This is a genomic window from Acinetobacter sp. YH12136 (assembly GCF_013418545.1).
GTDB lineage: Bacteria > Pseudomonadota > Gammaproteobacteria > Pseudomonadales > Moraxellaceae > Acinetobacter > Acinetobacter towneri.
In genome coordinates this window covers 22253-42667 of record NZ_VPBV01000026.1, presented here as the reverse complement: position 1 = coordinate 42667, position 20415 = coordinate 22253, and the positions used below count along the sequence as shown (strand labels likewise).

18 protein-coding genes are annotated in these 20415 nt (G+C 43.4%); 7 read left to right on the top strand and 11 right to left on the bottom strand.

The features are described 5' to 3' along the window. A partial coding sequence (locus tag FTU71_RS11505; protein WP_180112013.1) for a zinc ribbon domain-containing protein occupies positions 1 to 210 on the top strand: 210 nt, incomplete at its 5' end. Positions 211 to 392: 182 nt separating this feature from the next. On the opposite strand, the gene rsfS is transcribed toward FTU71_RS11505, so the two are convergent. From rsfS to FTU71_RS11480, 5 genes are all read right to left on the bottom strand, one after another. After that, the gene (gene rsfS / locus FTU71_RS11500; protein ID WP_004974926.1) at positions 393 to 794 is read right to left on the bottom strand and encodes a ribosome silencing factor; all 402 of its coding nucleotides are present in this window, start codon (positions 792 to 794) and stop codon (positions 393 to 395) included. Between the two features lie 75 nt (positions 795 to 869). Beyond that, positions 870 to 1664, bottom strand: coding sequence for a hydroxypyruvate isomerase family protein (locus FTU71_RS11495; protein WP_096901402.1), 795 nt, complete (start codon positions 1662 to 1664; stop codon positions 870 to 872). 45 nt (positions 1665 to 1709) lie between these two features. Next, positions 1710 to 2576, bottom strand: coding sequence for an NAD(P)-dependent oxidoreductase (locus FTU71_RS11490; protein WP_179994365.1), 867 nt, complete (start codon positions 2574 to 2576; stop codon positions 1710 to 1712). A gap of 90 nt (positions 2577 to 2666) precedes the next feature. After that, complete coding sequence (locus tag FTU71_RS11485; RefSeq protein WP_004974929.1) at positions 2667 to 3452, bottom strand: crotonase/enoyl-CoA hydratase family protein; 786 nt, start codon at positions 3450 to 3452, stop codon at positions 2667 to 2669. A gap of 196 nt (positions 3453 to 3648) precedes the next feature. Then, the gene (locus tag FTU71_RS11480) at positions 3649 to 6465 is read right to left on the bottom strand and encodes an ATP-binding protein (RefSeq protein WP_180037426.1); all 2817 of its coding nucleotides are present in this window, start codon (positions 6463 to 6465) and stop codon (positions 3649 to 3651) included. A 302-nt stretch (positions 6466 to 6767) separates the two neighbouring features. Between FTU71_RS11480 and cysM the strand changes: the two genes are divergently transcribed. The 5 genes from cysM to FTU71_RS11455 all read left to right on the top strand — a co-directional run bounded on the left by cysM (position 6768) and on the right by FTU71_RS11455 (position 13074). Further along, positions 6768 to 7700, top strand: a complete 933-nt coding sequence (cysM, locus tag FTU71_RS11475) for a cysteine synthase CysM (protein WP_180112012.1) — start codon at positions 6768 to 6770, stop codon at positions 7698 to 7700. Positions 7701 to 7735: 35 nt separating this feature from the next. Further along, positions 7736 to 8611 (top strand): 3'-5' exonuclease, encoded by an 876-nt coding sequence (locus FTU71_RS11470; RefSeq protein WP_179994367.1) that lies wholly within the window; start codon positions 7736 to 7738, stop codon positions 8609 to 8611. 6 nt (positions 8612 to 8617) lie between these two features. Further along, a complete protein-coding gene (gene rlmD / locus FTU71_RS11465) occupies positions 8618 to 10009 on the top strand; it encodes a 23S rRNA (uracil(1939)-C(5))-methyltransferase RlmD (RefSeq protein WP_104852528.1) in 1392 nt (463 codons plus the stop codon). Positions 10010 to 10038: 29 nt separating this feature from the next. Beyond that, positions 10039 to 12345 (top strand): bifunctional (p)ppGpp synthetase/guanosine-3',5'-bis(diphosphate) 3'-pyrophosphohydrolase, encoded by a 2307-nt coding sequence (locus tag FTU71_RS11460; RefSeq protein WP_004974935.1) that lies wholly within the window; start codon positions 10039 to 10041, stop codon positions 12343 to 12345. 75 nt (positions 12346 to 12420) lie between these two features. Continuing rightward, positions 12421 to 13074 carry a 4'-phosphopantetheinyl transferase superfamily protein gene (locus FTU71_RS11455; RefSeq protein ID WP_180112011.1) on the top strand — a complete coding sequence of 218 codons (654 nt, stop codon included), beginning with the start codon at positions 12421 to 12423 and terminating at the stop codon, positions 13072 to 13074. A gap of 90 nt (positions 13075 to 13164) precedes the next feature. Here FTU71_RS11455 and secF read toward each other — a convergent pair whose 3' ends face one another. The 5 genes from secF to FTU71_RS14670 all read right to left on the bottom strand — a co-directional run bounded on the left by secF (position 13165) and on the right by FTU71_RS14670 (position 18191). After that, positions 13165 to 14142, bottom strand: a complete 978-nt coding sequence (gene secF, locus FTU71_RS11450) for a protein translocase subunit SecF (protein WP_180112015.1) — start codon at positions 14140 to 14142, stop codon at positions 13165 to 13167. Positions 14143 to 14150: 8 nt separating this feature from the next. After that, complete coding sequence (secD, locus tag FTU71_RS11445; protein ID WP_179995954.1) at positions 14151 to 16046, bottom strand: protein translocase subunit SecD; 1896 nt, start codon at positions 16044 to 16046, stop codon at positions 14151 to 14153. A 51-nt stretch (positions 16047 to 16097) separates the two neighbouring features. Next, positions 16098 to 16427 carry a preprotein translocase subunit YajC gene (gene yajC / locus FTU71_RS11440; RefSeq protein ID WP_004974939.1) on the bottom strand — a complete coding sequence of 110 codons (330 nt, stop codon included), beginning with the start codon at positions 16425 to 16427 and terminating at the stop codon, positions 16098 to 16100. 103 nt (positions 16428 to 16530) lie between these two features. Next, positions 16531 to 17661, bottom strand: coding sequence for a tRNA guanosine(34) transglycosylase Tgt (gene tgt / locus FTU71_RS11435; RefSeq protein WP_004974942.1), 1131 nt, complete (start codon positions 17659 to 17661; stop codon positions 16531 to 16533). Between the two features lie 149 nt (positions 17662 to 17810). Further along, entirely contained in the window at positions 17811 to 18191 is a 381-nt protein-coding gene (locus FTU71_RS14670) for a hypothetical protein (RefSeq protein WP_306669739.1), read from the bottom strand. A gap of 622 nt (positions 18192 to 18813) precedes the next feature. On the opposite strand from FTU71_RS14670, the gene FTU71_RS11425 reads away from it, so the two are divergent. Next, the gene (locus tag FTU71_RS11425) at positions 18814 to 19764 is read left to right on the top strand and encodes a sensor domain-containing diguanylate cyclase (RefSeq protein ID WP_167846296.1); all 951 of its coding nucleotides are present in this window, start codon (positions 18814 to 18816) and stop codon (positions 19762 to 19764) included. Between the two features lie 80 nt (positions 19765 to 19844). Here the strand turns inward: FTU71_RS11425 and FTU71_RS11420 are convergent, their stop codons facing one another. Next, a complete protein-coding gene (locus FTU71_RS11420) occupies positions 19845 to 20411 on the bottom strand; it encodes a LemA family protein (RefSeq protein ID WP_163141230.1) in 567 nt (188 codons plus the stop codon). Positions 20412 to 20415: the final 4 nt, after the last annotated feature.

Sequence of the window (20415 nt, the reverse complement as noted above, 5' to 3'; positions counted from 1 at the left end):
TTTGAAGAAGTCCAAGAAGCCTATACCACCCAAATCTGTTCGTGCTGCGGTGAGATCACCTCAAGTAGTCCCAAAGGTAGGACAGATCTTGGAATAAGAGAATGGGAGTGCATGAGCTGTGGTACAGTTCATGATCGAGATATAAACTCAGCTCTAAACATTCTTGCGCTTGGGCATAAGCGTCTAGCTGTAGGAATCACCCTCTTTTAAGGGGGTGAGGATGTCAAGGCTGATGTAAAGTGGTCAGTTGAGATAGGGAATTTGGTTAGGGTAGGTTAATACGATATAAAAACGATTAGAGATCTAAACTTCAAAAGATCTGCATTAAAAAAGCGACTTATTTGAAAGTCGCTTATTGTGTATCTTTAAGGCTGCTCAAGTGAGCTGTTGTATTAAGCAACAGACTCAGGCGTAGTGCGCCATAAGCTTTCTAGGTCATAGAATTTACGTGCTGTTGGTAGCATGATGTGAACCACTACCATACCAAGATCGACCAAGATCCATTCTGCATCACGTTCACCTTCAATACCAATTGGGCGGAAGCCTGCTTTGCGCGCTTCTTCGGCAACATTGTCGGCAAGAGATTTTACGTGGCGAGTTGATGTACCGCTAGCAATCACAATGGCATCTGAAACATTGCTGATGCTGCTGACATCAAGTTCAACAATTTCTTTGGCTTTTACATCAAGGAGAGCTTCATGTACAACTTTAAGACAAGTTTGTACGTCATGCTTTTGGGTATTCATTGCAAGATCGTGAGAATTAGAAGCGCCGGGCGATGGTTCTAAATTCATGGGGTGTATAATTTCCTAAAATTATTCATCGTCTAATATAGCTGTTTTAGCCTGAAATTTCAAATCGGTTTAATTTTAACCACTTTGATTTGAGGGAAAGTATTTGTCTTTCCATGCAAATGATTGATTTGACGCCAGACTTGGGCGGTATTCTGCAGCGATATAGCCTGAATAAGCACTGTGCTGTAACCATTTGAAAATAGTAGTATAGTCTAGCTCGCCTGAATCGGGTTCATGGCGTCCTGGATTGTCGGCAAACTGGATATGACCAATATCCTGAATGTTTTCTTGCAATGCGCTCAGCACATCTTCACCCATCATCGCCATGTGATAACAGTCGTATTGCATTTTAAGAGCAGGATGTTTGACTGCTTCTAGCATCTCTTGAGCTTGCGCAATATTTTGTACTAAAAAGCGTGGCATGTCGGTGCCATTAATCATTTCAAAGACAGGCTGAATATGATGTTGAGTGAGCATCGAGCAGGCCAGTTTTAGGTTTTCTGCCAGTGTGTTTAAGCAAGGCAGTAAATCGGCATCGACAGGTTGTTTGCCTGCCAAAATATTGACGCTAGGGACATTTAATGCCGTGGCATAGCGGATGGCTAACTCTAAGGCATGATGAAATTCAATCTCTTTCCCCGGTACGCCCGCCAAACCATTGCCGCCTTGCATGAGGTCACCCGCAGGGACATTGATTAAACACAGGCTGAGTTGGTGGAGTGTGAGTTGGGTTTGAATCTGCTCAATACTCAGCTCATAGGGAAATTGAATTTCAACATGCTGAAAACCATGTTCGCGTGCAAGGGCAAAGCGTTCAATTAAAGGCACTTCGGTAAAAATCATCGACAGATTAACCGCCAGTTTAGACATGCAGGTGCTCCTTGCAGGCAAAGGTTGGATCAGGAATCAAGCCGATTAAGCTTCGACCTGATGAATAATGGTGGCTAAATCTGCTTCTGCAAAACCCTTGGCTTGATGGGCTTGCAGTTGTGAAAGGGCTTTTTCTGCCACAGGAATCTGTAACTGAAATTGCGCTGCCAGTTGTAAGGCATTGTTTAAATCTTTAGACAGGGTTTGGACTTTCCATTGCACAGGCTCAAAACTGTGAGTTGCCATACGTGGAGTTAAAATCTGAAACGGTTTCGAGTCGGCAAAACCACCCGCCAAAGCAGGTGCAAGTAAACGGGTGTCTACGCCTGCCTGTCCTGCTAAGGCAACAGCTTCGGCAATTAGGGTGCTGTTGGCAGCAACAATCAGTTGGTTGCAGATTTTAGTGGCTTGTCCTGTGCCTGTTTCGCCCATACGGGTCACACGTTGTGACAGCACATCATAAATCGGGCTTAATTTTTCGATGGTGTTTGCATCACCCCCTGCAAAAATCACCAAACTACCTTGTTCGGCTCCCGCAGTGCCTCCCGATACAGGTGAGTCAATCCATGTGACCTGTTTGAGGCTGGCTTGCTGCGCTAGCTTTTGGGTTTGATCTACAGACAAACTGGAAAAATCGACAATGACTTGTTGAGCAGTCAAAAAAGGCTCAATTTGATCTAATACAGCTTGGACGGCATGATCATCGGCAAGGCAACTCAAGATCACTGGATATTGTCCGATCTCGCTCAATTGCAGCGGTTTTGCCCCCAGACTGAGCACAGATTCGCAAGCCGCAGGGCTACGATTCCACACCGCGACCTCAAAACCTGCCTGAACTAAGCGGGTTGCCATGCGCGTCCCCATAAGTCCCATACCTAAAAAAGCGATTTTTGTGTCACGATCAAAATGCATAGCGCTGATTCTCCGTTTTTGCCTACAGTACAAGTCTGGCTTGAAATGTCAATTTAGCCTTTGGTCAAAGTCTGTTGTGTTTGAACTGAATCAAAACTGACGCGGTGCAAAGGTCACTTCAGGGTTCTTGTCCTTTTTACGTGCCAGTTGGCTATTTTTACCCAGCAATAATTTTAATTGCCAAATTTTTTCTAAACGTAAAGATTTATTTGGCGCATGTTCCATAGCATCCAGCACTTGTTTGGCTGCAGCCAATGCATCTGGGGAGCGTTGTGCAATTTCTTCAGCAAGGGCTTGTGCTTTTTGTAAGGGGGTTGCATCTAAATGCGTGACCAAACCAATTTCTTTGGCATAGTTGGCATCAAAAATACGCGCAGTTAAAGTCAGCTCTTTGGCAAGGTCTAGACCGATTAAACCTTTTAAAGAACGGCTTAGCCCCATATCAGGCACTAAGCCCCAACGGCTTTCCATAATCGACATTTGTGTGTCAGGATGCGCGATACGAATATCTGCGGCCAAGGCCAATTGCATCCCTGCACCAAAACAATAGCCTTCAATTGCAGCAATTACAGGTACAGGCAATTGTTGCCAAACGAGAAATGCTTTTTGAAACAGGCTTTGCCCTGGCTTAATTAACTCCCAAGCCGCAAATGCACGGTTTTGTGGATTGTTGAGGTCGGCCAAGTCAATGCCTGCACTAAATACCTTTGCTTCGCCTGTTAAAATTACACAACGTAAGCTGCGGTCTTTTTTAAGTTTTTCGGCAGTCCGCACCAATTCTTTAAGTAGGGCAAAACTCATGGCATTGCGTTTGTCTGGGCGGTTCAGGGAAACTGTGGCGATGCCATTATTTTTTTCGATACGAAGTAAGGTCATGATGTGAGCTCTTGTTTTTACTGGGCAAAGCATAACATGGGCAGCAGTGCGATAAATGACAGCAGAGTCACGGCAAAGCCTTGCGACCTTGCCTTTGATTACGTGACTTTTTTTTGTGAATAGTGCTGGGTGAGTCGTGCTTACAAACTGTATCTTCTCGTTGAGGCGTTCGCGGTGAATGTCACTTTGATGTTGGCTAACTCACCGCATTGTGTTTGGTAAAAATGTGTTCTGCCGCATGTTCAACTTGCTGTATACAGGTTTGTAATTCCTGATAACGGTTTAAGACCTCTTGCACAAACAGATCATCGGCTTTACGACGTTCTTTACGTAAGGTCGAAACAAACTGTTCAAATGAGCCTGTTACTTCTTGCAGGTTCGGTGTGCCAACATAGCGGGTCGCACCATACAGACGATGCAACACATGCTCGAGTTGTGGGAAATCTTCCAGTTCAATCAGCTGTTCAATTTCATGTAATTCTGTGGCAAAGCTATCCACTAGCATTTTCAGTAAATCCACTGCAAGGTCTTCTTTGTTGGCTGCCAGCATTAGGCTTTGTTGCCAATCCAACACCTGTGGATCTAGCGCTTCAATCACAATGGCTTTATCGACTGCAGGTGGCTTATTAAAACTTTGCGTGGTCCAATGGGTTAAAATTTGGATGATTTGTTCAATCTGAATCGGTTTGGTGACATAGTCATCCATACCGACTTTGAGTAATTTTTGCTTTTCATCGGCAAGAGCATGCGCGGTGAGGGCAATAATAGGTAAGCGTTTGTGATTTTCCAAAGTCGATTCTAAAGAACGAATCGCACGGGTGGTATCTACCCCCGACATCACAGGCATTTGAATATCCATAAAGATCAGGTCAAATGGTTGCTGTCCCTGCTCAATGCGTTGCTGCAAAATCCCCAAAGCTTCCTGACCACTTTGCGCTTTGGTAGTGGTCACATTCAGTTCGCCCAACAAGGCTTCGAGTACAATCAGGTTTGGTAGATGGTCATCCACCGCTAAAACGTGCAGGCCTTTACCATCAAATGATGCAGACTCCTGTTCATCAAAACTGTTTTCATTGTTGAGTAAGTCAATTAAGGCTGAACGACTGAGCGGTTGATACAAAGCGCGCGCACGATATTCATTTAACAGACTTGGGTCTAGCGCCATTTGATAGCCATACACTGCCAAGTTACCTTGATAACGGGTACGAATTTCTTTTAATAAAGCTTCGGTGTCGCCACTATGATCAACAATCAACCAAGTATTGTCTTGCAGGTCGGATACATCTTTTAAGCGGCTAAATAAATCTAAAATTGAAGCGGCTTCAATATGTCGCACCGCATAATTTTCAAGATAATGACGCAAGACATTCGCTGTGGCAGGGTGCGCCAAATACGACACCACCTGAATCTCTTTAAAGTTTGGATGCTGCTGTGCATGCGCTTCATCTACCGCAAACAAGGCAGTAAACCAGAAGGTCGAGCCTTTTTCGGTTGGGGCGCGTTCCTGATTGTCTTCAAAGCCAATTTGACCTTGCATCAAATGCACCAACTGTTTGGAAATGGCCAAACCTAAACCTGTACCACCAAATTGACGCGTGACCGAAGTATCACCTTGAGAGAAAGACTCAAACAATTTTTTACGGTCTGTACCGCTTAAGCCAATGCCACTGTCTTGGACGCTAAAGTGAATTAAGCATTGTCCAATATCGTCATGTTCTACCCGCGCCCGTACAATAATTTCACCATCGGGGGTGAATTTAATCGCATTGGAAATTAAATTGGTTAAAATTTGCTTGAAACGTAAAGCATCGCCCAGCACATATTGCGGCACGTTATCGGCAAAATAAAAGGCCATGTTGATGTGTTTTTGCGCAGCCAAAGGCGAGAGCATATCCATCACATCAAAAATGGCTTCTTCTAAATCAAAGGGTGCGGTATCCAGTTCCAGTTTGCCTGCATCAATTTTAGAAAAATCCAATACGTCATTAATGAGTGCTAAAAGATGCGCCGATGATTTACGAATGGTCTGTAAATATAAATTCTGTTCATTGCTAAGATTTTCCTGACGCAATAACAGGTGAATAAAGCCATCAATACTGTTCAGTGGTGTTCTGAGTTCGTGACTGATGTTGGCTAAAAATACCGATTTAGACTGGTTGGCAGAAATCGCTTGGTCACGTGCCTGACGATAAGTGATGTTTTGCACTTCCAAAGTATCGAGGGTGCGGCGCAAGTCATCTTCGGTTTGTTCGGTATGTTCTTTGAGTTCTAAAAAGCTGAAATGCAGGCGTTTTACCACATTGGCAATATCCCGCTGCAATAAGCGTAATTCGCCAGTGCTGTTAATGACCATGTGTTGATCGAGCGTATCGGCATTCAGGCGTTGTAGCTGCATGCGAATTTCATACATGGGTGCAATCCAGCGTCGTGAATAGAAATTCAGACACAGCAATAACAACAACAGGGTCAGCAAGCCTGTGGCAATTAATACAATCATGACCCGATAACGGGCAATTTGTAATGGCTGATTGTCCAGTTCAATCAGCAACCATGCAGGACGGTTGATGTCTTGCTGAATTTGCATGCCATACACATGATTATTTTTATACAGAATTGGGCCAAAAAAATCGGCATTTTTAGGGAATTTGGGCCATTCGGCTTGGTCTTGAAAACCCATGCTTAAACGGCGTGTACCAGAAGCATCAATCAGTGCAGTACGAATCAAGTGCTTTTCGTTCATCATGTTTTGCATAAAAGTACGTGCTTCTTCGTACTTCCACGGAAAGCTAGCCAGTTGATGCAAAGCTGCTTCAGATGGCAACTCAAAACGGGTCAAAATCGCAATTGCCATTTGTCGCTGCTGTGCTTTTGCGGCATTCGAGGTTTCAGATAAAACTAGCATCGTGCCGACGCATGCCAAAACCATAATTGGCACAAAAATAAGTGCAATCAGCTGTCCATAAGCATGATTTAAATGTAAGCGCTTAAATAACTTTTTATTGATATTTGACATGGTTAACGCAGTTTAATCCCTATGTTTGGCAGTTTAGCATGCTTTATTTCTCCTGACTGTGTTTTCATCTGTTTGGTGCGAGTGGTTCAGCTGCATCTCGCAATCAATCGGTGTGCATTTTTTTGCATCCATCCCGCAAAAGACAATCTGAAATTGTGTTCATCTTGCCTAGAATTGTGTAGGCAGTGAGTGATGCATAAATTGTCGGCAGAGTATTGCTGTTTTGATAAAAAGCCTGTGAAAAACGTGCAGGAAGGTGCAAATTTTCATACAATAAGCCCACCTTGATATTGGTGCAGACCATGCTTGATACCCAATCAGATTTCCAAAGTGATGAATTTTTGTTAGATCATTATGTGGGCAAAACCCCATTGGTGCGTTTGCAGCGTTTGGCAAGTCATACGCAGGCAACGGTTTTGGCAAAACTGGAAGGCAATAACCCTGCGGGTTCTGTTAAAGATCGTCCTGCCTACAACATGATTATGCAGGCAGAAAAACGCGGTGAAATTCAACCGGGCGATACTTTAATTGAGGCAACCAGTGGCAATACCGGCATTGCTTTGGCGATGGTTGCAGCTATGCGTGGCTATAAAATGCAGCTGATCATGCCTGACAATATGAGCCAAGAACGTAAAGATGCCATGCGTGCCTATGGTGCAGAATTGATTGAAGTGACCAAAGCACAAGGCATGGAAGGCGCGCGCGATTTGGCTTTGCAAATGCAACGCGAAGGCAAAGGCTTGGTGCTGAACCAATTTGGTAACCCAGATAATGTTGAAGCACATTACCTGACCACAGGGCCTGAAATTTGGCAGCAAACGGGCGGTAAAATTACCCACTTTGTCAGCTCTATGGGCACAACAGGCACCATTATGGGGGTGTCTAAATACTTAAAAGAACAAAATCCAGAGATTCAAATTATTGGTTTACAACCATCAGATGGTTCAAGTATTGCAGGGATTCGCCGTTGGCCTGAAGCATATTTACCAACCATTTTTGACCGTAGTCGTGTTGATCGTATTATTGATATTCCGCAAATTGAAGCGGAAAAAACCATGCGTAAACTGGCGCAAAAAGAAGGCATCAGCGCAGGCACATCAACGGGCGGTGCGGTATGGGCAGCTTTAAAAATTGCCGAAGAAAATCCAGATGCAGTGATTGTTTGTATTGTTTGTGACCGTGGTGATCGTTATTTATCGACAGGTTTGTTCTCTGTTCAAGATACTGAATTGTGATATTCATTTTTCTATCACCCATTGAGTAAGATTTTATGCGTTTACCTGTGCTGATTTTCGATATAGAAACCGTTACCGATTTGAAGTCAGGCGCGCATTTATATCAACTCGATTTACCCGAAGCAGAGCTTGAACAAGCATTAATGAAGTTGCGTCGCCAAGAGGCAGGAACCGATTTTCAGCGTTTGCCTTTGCATGAAATTGTGTGTATTTCAGGCTTGTGGATTGATGAACACGGCATGAAGCTGTTTTCCTTTAGCCGTGAACATGACAGCGAAGCGACAATGCTGAAAAAGTTTTTGTCTATTTTTGATAAGCGTCATCCGACTTTGGTCAGTTGGAACGGTTCGCAGTTTGACTTGCCAGTGATTTTATTCCGCGCCATGTATCACGGGCTGTCTGCACCAAGTTTATTTGATCAGGGCGAGATTGATCAGCAAAAGCGCTATAACAATTATCAAAACCGTTACCATCAGCGTCATGTCGATTTAATGGATGTGATGGCAATGTTTAATGGTCGTCATTTTCAAAAGTTGGATGACATTGCGTATTTGCTAGGTTTTCCGGGTAAACGTGTAGATGCGGGCTATCATGTTCCTGCATTTATGCAACGCGGCGAATGGTCAAGGCTGACGCGTTATTGTGAAGGCGATGTCTTAAATACTTGGTTGATTTATTTGCGTTGGCTACTGCTCAAAGGGCAATTGCTGCTTGAAGAGCATACTTTATGGGTACAGCATACCATTCAATATTTGCATACTCAGCCGCAGCATGCAGACTTTTTAAGCGTGTGGCAGCACAGTTCGCAGCAAACTGAATTTACCCGTACAGATTTTCCTGAACAAAGTGTCACCACGCCTTCAAATGAATCCGTGATGCCTTTTCAATCTTCCCCATCTTCCGATATTTAGACTGATATGAAACATCGCAGTAAAAACCGTACCACGCAGCAGGCTGAATATTGCTTTCAGGTGGAATCGTTGTCACATGAAGGGCGCGGGATTGCACACTACACAGCTCAGTCGGGTCATCCAGCCGAGAAGCAGGGGAAAACAGTTTTTATAGAGGGCGCATTGCCTGGTGAAACAGTACGCGCCAAAATTACGCATAGTAACAAACGCTTAGAAGAAGCCGAGTGTCTAGAAGTGCTGGGTGAGCCTTCGACATTACGGGTTACGCCACAATGTCCACATTATCAGCGTTGCGGTGGTTGTAGCATGCAGCATATTCAGTTGGATGAGCAGATTCATCTCAAACAACAGGTGTTGCAGTCGCATCTGCAACATTTTGCGCAAATTCAGCCTGAAGAATGGTTAGCGCCTTTGCGTTCACAGCGTGAAGATTATCGCCGCAAAGCCCGTGTTGGGGTGCGTTATATTGCCAGTCAAGACAAATTGGTGGTCGGTTTTCGTGAGCGCAATAGCAATAAACTGACCTCAATTGACCGCTGTATGGTGTTGGATCAGGCATTTGGTTCGTTAACACGAATCAAGCAGCTACTCCAAAGTCTAACAGGCAAGGCCCATATTGGTCATATAGAATTGGCAATGGGAGATCAAGAGATTGCTTTGGTGGTAAGGCATACAGAACAACTATCTGCAGCCGATATCAACCAGTTACAGCAGTTTGCGTTACAGAAACACTGGCAATTGTATTTGCAGCCTGAAGGCCCAGACAGTTTGCATCGGGTTGATGATCCGCACGCAGCAATGCGTTTGCATTATCGTTTAGATGATTTTGATGTGAATTTTGGCTTTCATCCCCAAGACTTTACCCAAGTCAATTCTACAATTAATCCACAAATGGTTAAGCTGGCATGTGATTTGCTTAACTTAAAATCAGGTGATCGGGTGCTTGATCTGTTTTGTGGATTAGGCAACTTTTCATTGCCGCTTGCACGTTGTGTAGGTGCAACAGGAAAGGTGGTTGCTGTAGAGGGTTCAGAGCAAATGGTGCAGCGTGGTGCAGAGAATGCACAACGTAATGATTTAGACAATGTTAAGTTTTATTCACAAGATTTAACAAAAGATTTTTCGCATCATTCTTGGGCAAATCAAGGATTTGAGGCATTATTAATTGACCCTCCGCGTTCAGGCGCAGAGGAAGTGATGTATTATGTGCCCAAATTTGGCGCAGATAGAATCGTTTATGTGTCTTGTAATCCAGCCACACTCGCAAGGGATGCAGGTGTATTGGTCAAGCAGGGCTATCAATTGAAAAAAGCAGGCGTGATGGATATGTTTCCGCATACGGGGCATGTCGAATCCATTGCCTTGTTTGAGAAAGAAAAGCAAATAAACGATTTATAATATGAAGTACATAGAGGTAGGAGAAGGGTATGGTCACAGTGCGTGAACAACTTCCTGGACGTTTAAATGAACTGTCTGAGGAAACGACTGTAGAACATGCCGAGCAAGCCCGACAGGATTTAGCAGAATGGCTAGACCGAGTACGCGGGATTTACGATGGGGCGGCACTTGAACAATTAGAACGCGTTGCCAATTACACCCTGAAAAAAGAGCTGGAAACAGACGTCAGTCATCCATCGCATACCTTATATACAGGTATTGAGATGGCGAATATTTTAGCGCACTTGCATGTCGATGAAGACACTTTGTCTGCAGCCATGCTCTATCGTAGCGTGCGTGAAAATGTCATGCAGTTAGATGAAGTGCGTGAAGAATTTGGTGAAGCAGTTTATGGCTTGATCAAAGGCACCTTGTCGATGGGTAAGTTGTCTGAACTGATTGAGAAAAATAAGCGTTTAGAAGACCATTTTAATAATAACCAGCGTGAACATTTAACAGGCATTTATAAAATGCTGATTTCCATGACGGAAGATGTGCGCGTGGTGCTAATTAAACTGGCAGAACGTACCTATTCATTACGTGAGTTGGCAACCGCTTCCAAAGAACGTCAGGAGCGTGTGGCGCGAGAAATTTTAACCATTTACTCGCCATTGGCACACCGTTTAGGCATTGCCCAACTGAAATGGGAACTCGAAGATTTAGCCTTCCGTTATTTGGCGCCAGACCGTTATAAAGAAATTGCGACGTTACTGAATGAAAAGCGTTTGGAGCGTGAAAACTACATTCAAAACGTAATTGAGCAATTGCGTACAGAGCTGGGCAATAATGGTATTCATGCCGAAATTAGCGGGCGGGTGAAACACATTTATTCGATTTATCGAAAAATGAAGAGTAAAAACCTCAGCTTCGATCAGCTCTATGACATTCGTGCTGTACGTGTTTTGGTGAAAACCATTCCAGAGTGTTACCACTCTTTGGGCATCGTACATCAATTGTGGCGGCATATTCCGCACCAGTTTGATGATTACATTACCAATCCAAAAGCCAATGGTTATCGCTCATTGCATACTGCCGTAATTGCAGAAAACAAGTCGCTTGAAGTGCAAATTCGTACCCTAGATATGCACGAGGAAGCCGAGCTTGGGGTATGTTCACACTTTAATTATAAAGAAGGTTCTAAAGCCACAGACCATTCGTTTAATCATCGTTTACATTCTTTGCGTTCTGTTTTGGAGCATTATCAGGAACGTAACGATGCCAGCGCACATAAAGAAGATGATGATTCTGAAAATTTTGAACAAATCCAAGAGTTTGAAGATTTTGAGAAAATTTATGTGTTCAGCCGTGATGGTGATATTAAAGAATTGCCACGTGGCTCAACGGTGCTGGACTTTGCTTATCATGTGCATACCGAAGTCGGCAATAAATGCTATGCCGCACGGGTCAATCAGCGCTATGTGCCGCTCACCTATACTTTAAAAACAGGCGAGCAGGTCGAGATTTTGACCAAAAAAGACCGTGAACCGAACCGTGATTGGTTGGTGAATTCTTTAGGTTATATTAAGACAGCACGTGCGCGCGATAAGCTGCGTCATTGGTTTAGACAGCAAGACCGCAGTAAAAATCTGGAAGTTGGGCGTGAAGTGCTCAATAAAGAATTGTCACGTTTGGCGATTCATCCAAAAAGTATTGATTTAAATGATTATTGCAATCACTTTAACGTCAAAACAGGTGAAGACATTCTGATTGGTTTGGTGAATGGTGATATTAGCCTGCATGCCTTAATTAATCAGGTCAATCGTCACATGCACTTAGATCAGGATGAACCTGAACTGGTGTTGAAGCCAACCTTGAACCCACGTGCCAGCCATACCTTATCGGCACATGGCATTTTGATTGATGGTTTGGATAACGTTGAACTGCATATCGCACAATGCTGTCAGCCTGTGCATGGTGAAGCGATTGCGGGGTATATTACCCTGAACCGTGGTGTGAGTATTCACAAAGTGGCGTGTTCGGACTATGTGCGTATGATTGGCAACGAACCTGAACGCGCGGTAGAAGCCGATTGGGAAATGCAGCCAACCCGTGGTCAAAGCGTACAAATTGTGGTGGAAGCCTATGACCGCCGTGGTTTGCTCAAAGACTTAACCCAAGTGATTTTTGCCGATCAAATTAACATTCGTCAGGTGAATACTATTTCTGAAAGTGATGGTATCGCCAATATGAAATTGTTAATTGAGGTTAAAGGCTTGGCGCAACTTTCTCGTTTGTTGGCACGTTTAGAGCAGCAACCAGGGATTATCAGCGCACGTCGTTTGGTGCAAGGCAGCTAAGCGAGCACGCTTTAAAAAACCAGCATGTTTGCTGGTTTTTTTCTATCGTATTTCAGCCAAAATGGAGAAGGGCGGATGAATAAAAGACCTAAAAAAATTTGTGTGAATGTTAGCCGCATTCAGCAGATTTTTAGTCCCGATCCAAGTGCTGTACGCAGTGAACAGATTCAACAGCAGAAACAGGCTATTTATCGGCATCGGAATCAATTGCTTTCTGGATACTTAGAACACGATATTCAAAACAGCGATATTGAGCGTAACCCACATGGCAAGCCATTTTTGACAGCATTCCCTCAATTGCAGTTTAACCATAGTCATAGCCGTCAGCATTATGCTTTGGTAAGCAGTTTTGAATTGCTCGATGTTGGCGTAGATGTCGAGGACTTAGACCGTAAGGTGCGTTTCGATGCCTTGGCACAACATGCGTTTCATCCCAATGAACTCCAATACTGGCAAGATTTGGAACACGACGCTGATTATTGGTTTCGTGTCTGGACAACTAAAGAAGCAGTGCTGAAAGCATCAGGTTTAGGCATTCGTTTAAGTCTCAATGAGCTGGATACCCGTATGCATCCCAATGCACAGGGCGGTATTTGTCATCATCCACAGATTGGGCATTTTGCCTATCAAAACTTTCGTTTATCAGATTGTATGCTGACTGTAGCGTGGCGAGCAGCACCATCTTGCGCAGGCTTTCAATTTCCACAGATTCATATTATTCAGCATTAACATCGCAACGTCAGCGCAAATATCGCAATGCTAAGGCGCAAAAAAGCCTATCCGAAGATAGGCTTGAATGTTGGTGTTAGCAGAAATGCATTATGGAATTTCTTGCTCTTCACCTTCAAATTCAGGTTTGACTTGAACAATGAAGTCCTGACGGTTCAAACCGCGCCATAAAGCAAAGGCTGTACCAATGTAAATAGATGAATATGTTCCGACAAATACACCCACAAACATCGCAATCGAGAACCATTTCAGACCATCACCGCCCATGAGCATCATTGCGACTACAACCAATAATAGGGTCATAGAGGTGTGAATGGTACGACGTAAGGTTTCTGTCAGTGCAATGTTCACCACTTCAAGCGGTGTCGCACCACGGATTTTACGGAAGTTTTCACGAATACGGTCAGATACAACAATGTTATCGTTGAGTGAGAAGCCAATAATCGCCAATAACGCTGCCAATACAGTCAGATCAAATGGCCATTGCATCATGGCAAAAATACCCAGTGTCACAATAATATCGTGGAACAATGACAGTACCGCACCCATTGCCAGTTTGAATTCAAAGCGAATGGTGACGTATACCAACATCAATAACAGCGCTAAAGCTACAGCGCCCGCAGAACGTACGTACAGCTCATTACCGACTTGACCACCAACCACATCTACCTTTGGCACAGTTGCCGTGTTATTTGGTAGTTGTACCGCAGCAGTAATTGCTTTGGTTAAGTCTTCTGCTTCAACATCTTCTTGCACAGGCATACGTACCATTAGGTCGCGGTCTGAACCAAGCGTTTGTACCACAGGGTCGTTAAAGCCTGCTTTGACCAATGCGTTAGAAACATCGGTGGCTTTTACTGGATTGCTATAGTTGAGTTCTGCAGCAATACCCCCAGTAAAGTCCAAACCTAAGTTTAAACCTTTGGTGGCAATGAAGAAGATACTGGCAACCGTTAATAGAATAGAAAGCAATGCCGCAGGCAAAGCAATCTTCATAAACGGAATCACGCGCTCATTATCAGGGCGGCCATATTTTTTTGAAGGCAGTTGAGTATTCTCAGTCATCAGTGATCTCCTTAAATGCTCAACTTTTTCAAGTTACGTTTTTTGCCGTAGATGATTTGTACAATTGCACGGGTCACTGTAATTGCAGTAAACATCGAGCAGACAATACCAATCATGAGCGTCACAGCAAAGCCTTTGATTGGACCTGTACCAATCGCAAACAGAATGAATGCCACCAAGAATGTGGTTAAGTTCGAGTCGAAAATAGTGTTATACGCTCGGTCATAACCTGCCACAATGGCTTGTTTGGGCGAGGCGCCCCACTTAATTTCCTCTCGTATTCGCTCACAAATCAAGACGTTGGCATCTACCGCCATACCAATGGTGATGACGATACCCGCAATACCCGGCAAGGTGAGTGATGCACCAATCCAAGACATGACGGTTAAAATCATGGCTAAGTTAAACACTAAAGCGAAGTTGGCAATCAGACCAAACAGACGGAAGAACACCACCATCCAGATTGCAACCAAAATGAAGCCAATCTGAGTCGACAATACGCCTTTATCAATGTTTTCTTGACCCAAGCTTGGACCAATCACACGTTCTTCGACAAAGTACATTGGCGCTGCCAAGGCACCTGCACGAAGCATTAAGGCCAATTCAGAGGCTTCTTGTGGAGAATCTAGACCTGTAATACGGAACTGTGAACCCAATACTGCCTGAATGGTTGCAGCATTAATGACTACAGATTCTGTGTATGGAGTACGTACTTCAGTTTGTGTGCCATTTTCATCGGTCACATAGCTAATACGTTGTTTGTTCTCAATAAACAATACCGCCATACGTTTACCCACAGCATTACGCGTCGCATCTGCCATGAGCTTACCACCCGCAGCATCTAGGGTAATGTTAACTTCTGCACCGCCTGTATCTTGGCTAAAGCCACTTGACGCATTTTGAACGCGTTCACCCGTTAAAATACGGCTGCGGTTCAATAATAATTGGCGACCACTGTCTAACGATTCAAAGGCAAACGCTTCTGTGCCAGGTGGTACTGTACCTGTAGTCTGACCTGTGTACGGATCAATATATTGATCATTTAAGTCAGACACCAAACGGAATTCGAGGTTCGCAGTACGACCGAGTACACGCTTCGCTTCAGCAGTATCTTGTACGCCTGGCAATTCCACTACAATACGGTTGCTACCTTGAGTTTGTACCAAAGCTTCAGCCACACCTAACTCGTTAATACGGTTACGTAAAGTAGTTAAGTTCTGATTGACCGCATACGACTGAATTTCCTGTTTACGGACATCGGTATAGTTCAGACGTAAGCTAGAGCCTTCTGTGGTGGCTACAGCTTGCTGTGTGTATTCATTGCCGTTACGACGCAAGAAATCCATCACTGCATCACGGTCTGCATTATTGGCAAACTGTAGGGTGATGGTGTTGTTATTCAGCGAAAGGCTATTAAATTTCAGCTTGTTGTCACGCAATTGACGGCGTAAATCGGTGGCTGAAGTTTCCATACGCTGGCTGATGGCCTTGTCCATATCCACTTCTAATAAGAAGTGCACACCACCACGTAAGTCCAGACCGAGTTTCATTGGTTTTGCACCAATTTTTTGTAGCCATTCTGGTGTGGTTGGCGCAAGGTTCAGCGCCACGACATAGTCATCACCTAAACCGCGACGTAAAGCTTCTTTGGCTTTGAGTTGGGCTTCTGAGGTGTCTAAACGCAACAATGCAGCATTGTTGGTAAAGCTGTTGTCATGACTGGCAATATTTTCTGATTGTAAAATTTGCTCTGCTTTTTGTATGATGCTTTGATCAATTTGGGTACCAGCTTTGGCACCTGAAATTTGAACAGCAGGTTCATCTGGATACAAGCTAGGCAGGGCATATAATGTACTCACCACAAGAACAACGAGGATGAGCAGATATTTCCATGCTGGGTAACGCATTTATTTTCTTCTTAAAATGAAAAAGTCGTGCGTGAGCACGACTCTTTTTGATTAGAGGTTGTTTAATGTGCCTTCAGGAAGAACTGAAATGACACTCGCGCGTTGTACTTTTACTTCTACACCACGGTTCAGCTCTACCACTGCAAAATCACCTTCAATTTTCGTGATTTTACCCATAAGACCACCTGCGAATACCACTTCACTGCCTACGCCCAAGCTTTCAATCAGTGTACGATGCTCTTTGGCACGCTTTGATTGTGGACGCCAAATCAGGAAGTAGAAAATTGCAATGAAGACTGCAATCATTAAAAGGTTAGCCACAAGGCTTGGTTGTTGTGCAGCTTCACCTGCTGCGTGAGCGGTCGAAATAAAAAGGCTCATTTCATTTTCCTAAACTAAAAACTGGCGATCAGTGATCTGATAATAAATTGGGTTTGTTCTGCAATTTACCTTGTCTTTTTACTCAGCGCAAATACTGAAAAGACTAATCTTCAGGACAAGGCGGTACTTCTAGGCCACGACGGGCATAAAAGTCCTGTACAAATTCATCGAAAGTGCCGTTATCTAAGGCATTGCGAATATCTTGGGTAAAGCGTTGGTAATAACGTAAGTTATGAATAGTGCCCAACATTGACCCCAACATTTCGCCACATTTTTCTAAATGAAACAAATAAGCGCGGGTAAAGTTCTTGCAAGTATAGCAATCACAATGCGGATCGAGCGGGCTTTGGTCATGACGATACTTACTGTTACGAATACGCACCAAGCCATCGGTTACAAAGTAATGACCATTGCGCGCATTACGGGTTGGCATCACGCAGTCGAACATATCGACGCCACGACGAATTGCTTCCACAATATCTTCTGGCTTGCCGACGCCCATCAAATAACGTGGTTTATCTTCTGGCATTTTAGCTGGCAAATAATCCAGTACTTTGATCATTTCTTCTTTCGGTTCACCCACCGAAAGACCGCCAATGGCATAACCATCAAAACCAATTTCAAGTAAGCCGTTTAAAGATTCAACACGTAAATCTTCGTACATACCGCCTTGAATAATCCCGAACAGCGCGTTGCTGTTTTGTAGTTCATCATGGTGATGTGTTTTACAGCGTTTTGCCCAGCGTAAAGACAATTGCAAAGATTTTTGTGCTTCTTCATGCGTTGCAGGATAAGGCGTACATTCGTCAAAAATCATCACGATGTCAGAGTTCAAAGTTTTTTGAATTTCCATCGAGATTTCAGGCGAAAGAAAAACCTTTGAGCCATCAATAGGCGAACGGAAGGTCACACCTTCTTCTTTAATTTTACGCATTGCGCCTAAGCTAAACACCTGAAAGCCACCAGAGTCAGTCAAAATAGGCTTATCCCATTTGATGAATTCATGTAGACCGCCGTGTTGCTGAATCACTTCTAGCCCTGGACGCAAATATAAATGAAAGGTATTGCCTAAAATAACCTGTGCCTGAATTTCTTCAATATCGCGTGGCAGCATGCCTTTGACTGTGCCATACGTCCCCACAGGCATAAACACAGGGGTTTCTACCACACCATGAGCAAGTGTTAAACGACCACGACGGGCGCGCCCCGACTGACCTAATTTCTCAAACTTCATATATGTTCCAAATCAAGGCGAAAAAACAGTTCGCTGATTGTTCATGCTAAAAGTGCACTATTTTCCTAGATTCTGCACGGAATTGCCAGTTGAGATACGTTTTCCTTGGTAAAAATTGCGAGTAAATATTTTGTTTAAATCCACTGCGTTTACATGGCGTAAAATTGCTGAATACGTTGGGTAATTTCTTCTTTATGTAAGGCAAACTCCCCTTGTTCATGGTTGTCGATTGCAGCAACGTGCTGAATTAAACGCTGAATATATAAATTACTGTCAATAAAACTCGGTTCTAATGTGAGCAAATAGGCTTCATGTGCAATGCTCAAATAATCATACGGTTCCACTTCTAAAAGTTGTGCCAGATCAATCAGCAAGTCTTTATCCACTTGTTGTAGTTTGAGCTTGGGTTGTGCGGTGGATTGTTCCATCGTGGTTTGAGGCGCTTTGTTGTGCAGGAATTCATCGAGCAAAGCACTTGGAGCGTTTAGAAATTGCGCTGAGTGGATTTCTACATCGACCTGTTTGGGCACATGAATAAAAAACAGAATTTGGCTTAAATCTAAGCCATAAGCGCCCGATAAAGATTGTTTAGCCTGCTGAAATATATCCAGTAAAAGTTCAAGATGGTTGTATTGCAGCGTGTCATTGGAATTCAGCAGAGGATTGCCATAGATATGTCGCTGTTTAAAATAATCTGCAAAAATATTTTTAAATTGATGCAGACCGCTAGAATTGTTGGCTTGAGTGCGATAACGCCATTTTTCTATATTCCATTTATTTACTTCAGATAAATATTGTGCTTCATCTTCCTGTTCATTAAACAGGCTGCGTTGGCTTGAAACAGCTAAATAATCGACCCCAAGATATTCATTAAAGACCAGTACACAGGCATAAATTTGGTCTTGTTCATATTGCTCATAGAGTTGGAAAAACTCTTGAATGAGGGGTTTTTCAGGTTCTGAATATGTTCTAACATTTTATCGGCTTACTTTTTATTTTGGGATTTATGTTTTGAGCAATTGTTGTTTATATTTTGCTCAACCTCATGATTGTGTCAAAGCTGAGAAAAATGTCAATAAGACAAAACAAATTGTAGTCAAAGCTCACTTAAGTTGTTAAATTGTAATTAAAATCAATTCATAGAGGTGGGCTATGAGTGAATTAAACAGTGCACTAAAAGAAGACCAATTCTATAAAACACTTTTGGAAACCACGAATGCAATTCCGTGGCAGATTAACTGGAAAACCAAAGCTTTTAGCTATATTGGCCCACAAATTGAGTCTTTACTGGGTTGGACGCAAGACAGCTGGAAAACTGCACAAGATTGGATTGATCGGATGCATCCTGAAGATCGGGACAAGACCGTGAATATGTGTGTGAGTCTGTCCGATCAAGGCACAGACCACGAAGCGGATTATCGTGCCTTAACCGCTACAGGAGATTATGTCTGGATTCGTGATGTGGTGCATGTGATTCGTGAAAATAACGAAACTGTGGCGATTATTGGGTTTATGTTTGATATTTCTGCGCGTAAACAAATGGAGTTGGAACTCGAAGCGTTGAGTCGCAAAAATCTGGCTTTGAGCTTACAAGACCCGCTGACCTTGGTTGCCAATCGAAAGGCGCTCAGTGAGCGTATAGAAAATGAATTTAAACGTGCTGTGCGTCATCAACATGCATTGTCTCTCTTGTTTATCGACATCGACCATTTCAAGCCTTATAACGACAATTATGGACATTTACAGGGTGATCATTGTTTGATTAGTGTGGCGCAGTTGCTTAAACAACACTTTGCTCGTGCATCTGACTTTGTGGCTCGCTTTGGTGGCGAAGAGTTTGTGGTGCTGTTGCCTGAAACACCATTGGCAGATGCTGTACAACTTGCTGAAAACTTTAGACAGGCAGTATATGCGCTGGAAATTCCACATACCAAGACAGGGGAGACGACCCAAGTTACTGTGAGTATTGGTGTAAATAGCTATCACCAAAATCAGCAGTATCACAATGTGGTCGATTTTCTGCATTCAGCCGATGAATTGTTGTATTTGGCAAAAAACAAAGGACGTAATCAGGTGCAGTATCTGACACAGTCTTGTGTTTAGTCGAAATCTGAAAAAACAGCAAGCTTCGTGCTTGCTGTTTTTATAAATAATTTCAAAGGAGCGGCTTAGAATTAAATGGCTTAAAAGTTTGGACGATAATCAAAACTTTGTGCTGCACTGTTGTCCCGAAAGGCGCGCACAGGTTTTTTCGCTGTGGTTGCAGTGTTAATCATGTTGTTAGGAAAGACCTGAATATAGTTATTAAATAACTCGACATTGCGGTTATAAATAGTAATCGCAGCACCGACATTTTCGTTCTGCTCATCAATTTCATGCATCATTTTTAAATACAGTTGGTCGGCTTTGAGTTCAGGGTAATTTTCGACCACCACATTTAAGCTGCGCATCAATTCTTTGCTCAAGGCTTCAACACGTTGTAATTGGCTGACATCGGCATTGTTGATGTTTAGGTTCATAATATTTTGGCGCAGTTCAGTCACTTTTTCTAAAGTGCCTTTTTCCATACCTGCATATTGTTCGACCACTGGCGCAAGTTCTTCAAGCGTTTTTAACTTCTGTCGTTCAAAACTGGTCACATCTGCCCAAGCGCGGATGGTGGCGTTGTGGTGGCGTACGATGTTGTTACGAATCATGATGCCCAGCATCACCAAGACGATGACAACCAAAAGAAAAATTGCGATACCCATGTTT

What these genes read in the sequence shown, in the direction of transcription:
- rsfS (WP_004974926.1), bottom strand. Translation starts at nt 794, where the DNA reads ATGAATTTAGAACCATCGCCCGGCGCTTCTAATTCTCACGATCTTGCA.
- FTU71_RS11495 (WP_096901402.1), bottom strand. Translation starts at nt 1,664, where the DNA reads ATGTCTAAACTGGCGGTTAATCTGTCGATGATTTTTACCGAAGTGCCT.
- FTU71_RS11490 (WP_179994365.1), bottom strand. Translation starts at nt 2,576, where the DNA reads ATGCATTTTGATCGTGACACAAAAATCGCTTTTTTAGGTATGGGACTT.
- FTU71_RS11485 (WP_004974929.1), bottom strand. Translation starts at nt 3,452, where the DNA reads ATGACCTTACTTCGTATCGAAAAAAATAATGGCATCGCCACAGTTTCC.
- FTU71_RS11480 (WP_180037426.1), bottom strand. Translation starts at nt 6,465, where the DNA reads ATGTCAAATATCAATAAAAAGTTATTTAAGCGCTTACATTTAAATCAT.
- cysM (WP_180112012.1), top strand. Translation starts at nt 6,768, where the DNA reads ATGCTTGATACCCAATCAGATTTCCAAAGTGATGAATTTTTGTTAGAT.
- FTU71_RS11470 (WP_179994367.1), top strand. Translation starts at nt 7,736, where the DNA reads ATGCGTTTACCTGTGCTGATTTTCGATATAGAAACCGTTACCGATTTG.
- rlmD (WP_104852528.1), top strand. Translation starts at nt 8,618, where the DNA reads ATGAAACATCGCAGTAAAAACCGTACCACGCAGCAGGCTGAATATTGC.
- FTU71_RS11460 (WP_004974935.1), top strand. Translation starts at nt 10,039, where the DNA reads ATGGTCACAGTGCGTGAACAACTTCCTGGACGTTTAAATGAACTGTCT.
- FTU71_RS11455 (WP_180112011.1), top strand. Translation starts at nt 12,421, where the DNA reads ATGAATAAAAGACCTAAAAAAATTTGTGTGAATGTTAGCCGCATTCAG.
- secD (WP_179995954.1), bottom strand. Translation starts at nt 16,046, where the DNA reads ATGCGTTACCCAGCATGGAAATATCTGCTCATCCTCGTTGTTCTTGTG.
- yajC (WP_004974939.1), bottom strand. Translation starts at nt 16,427, where the DNA reads ATGAGCCTTTTTATTTCGACCGCTCACGCAGCAGGTGAAGCTGCACAA.
- tgt (WP_004974942.1), bottom strand. Translation starts at nt 17,661, where the DNA reads ATGAAGTTTGAGAAATTAGGTCAGTCGGGGCGCGCCCGTCGTGGTCGT.
- FTU71_RS11425 (WP_167846296.1), top strand. Translation starts at nt 18,814, where the DNA reads ATGAGTGAATTAAACAGTGCACTAAAAGAAGACCAATTCTATAAAACA.
- FTU71_RS11420 (WP_163141230.1), bottom strand. Translation starts at nt 20,411, where the DNA reads ATGGGTATCGCAATTTTTCTTTTGGTTGTCATCGTCTTGGTGATGCTG.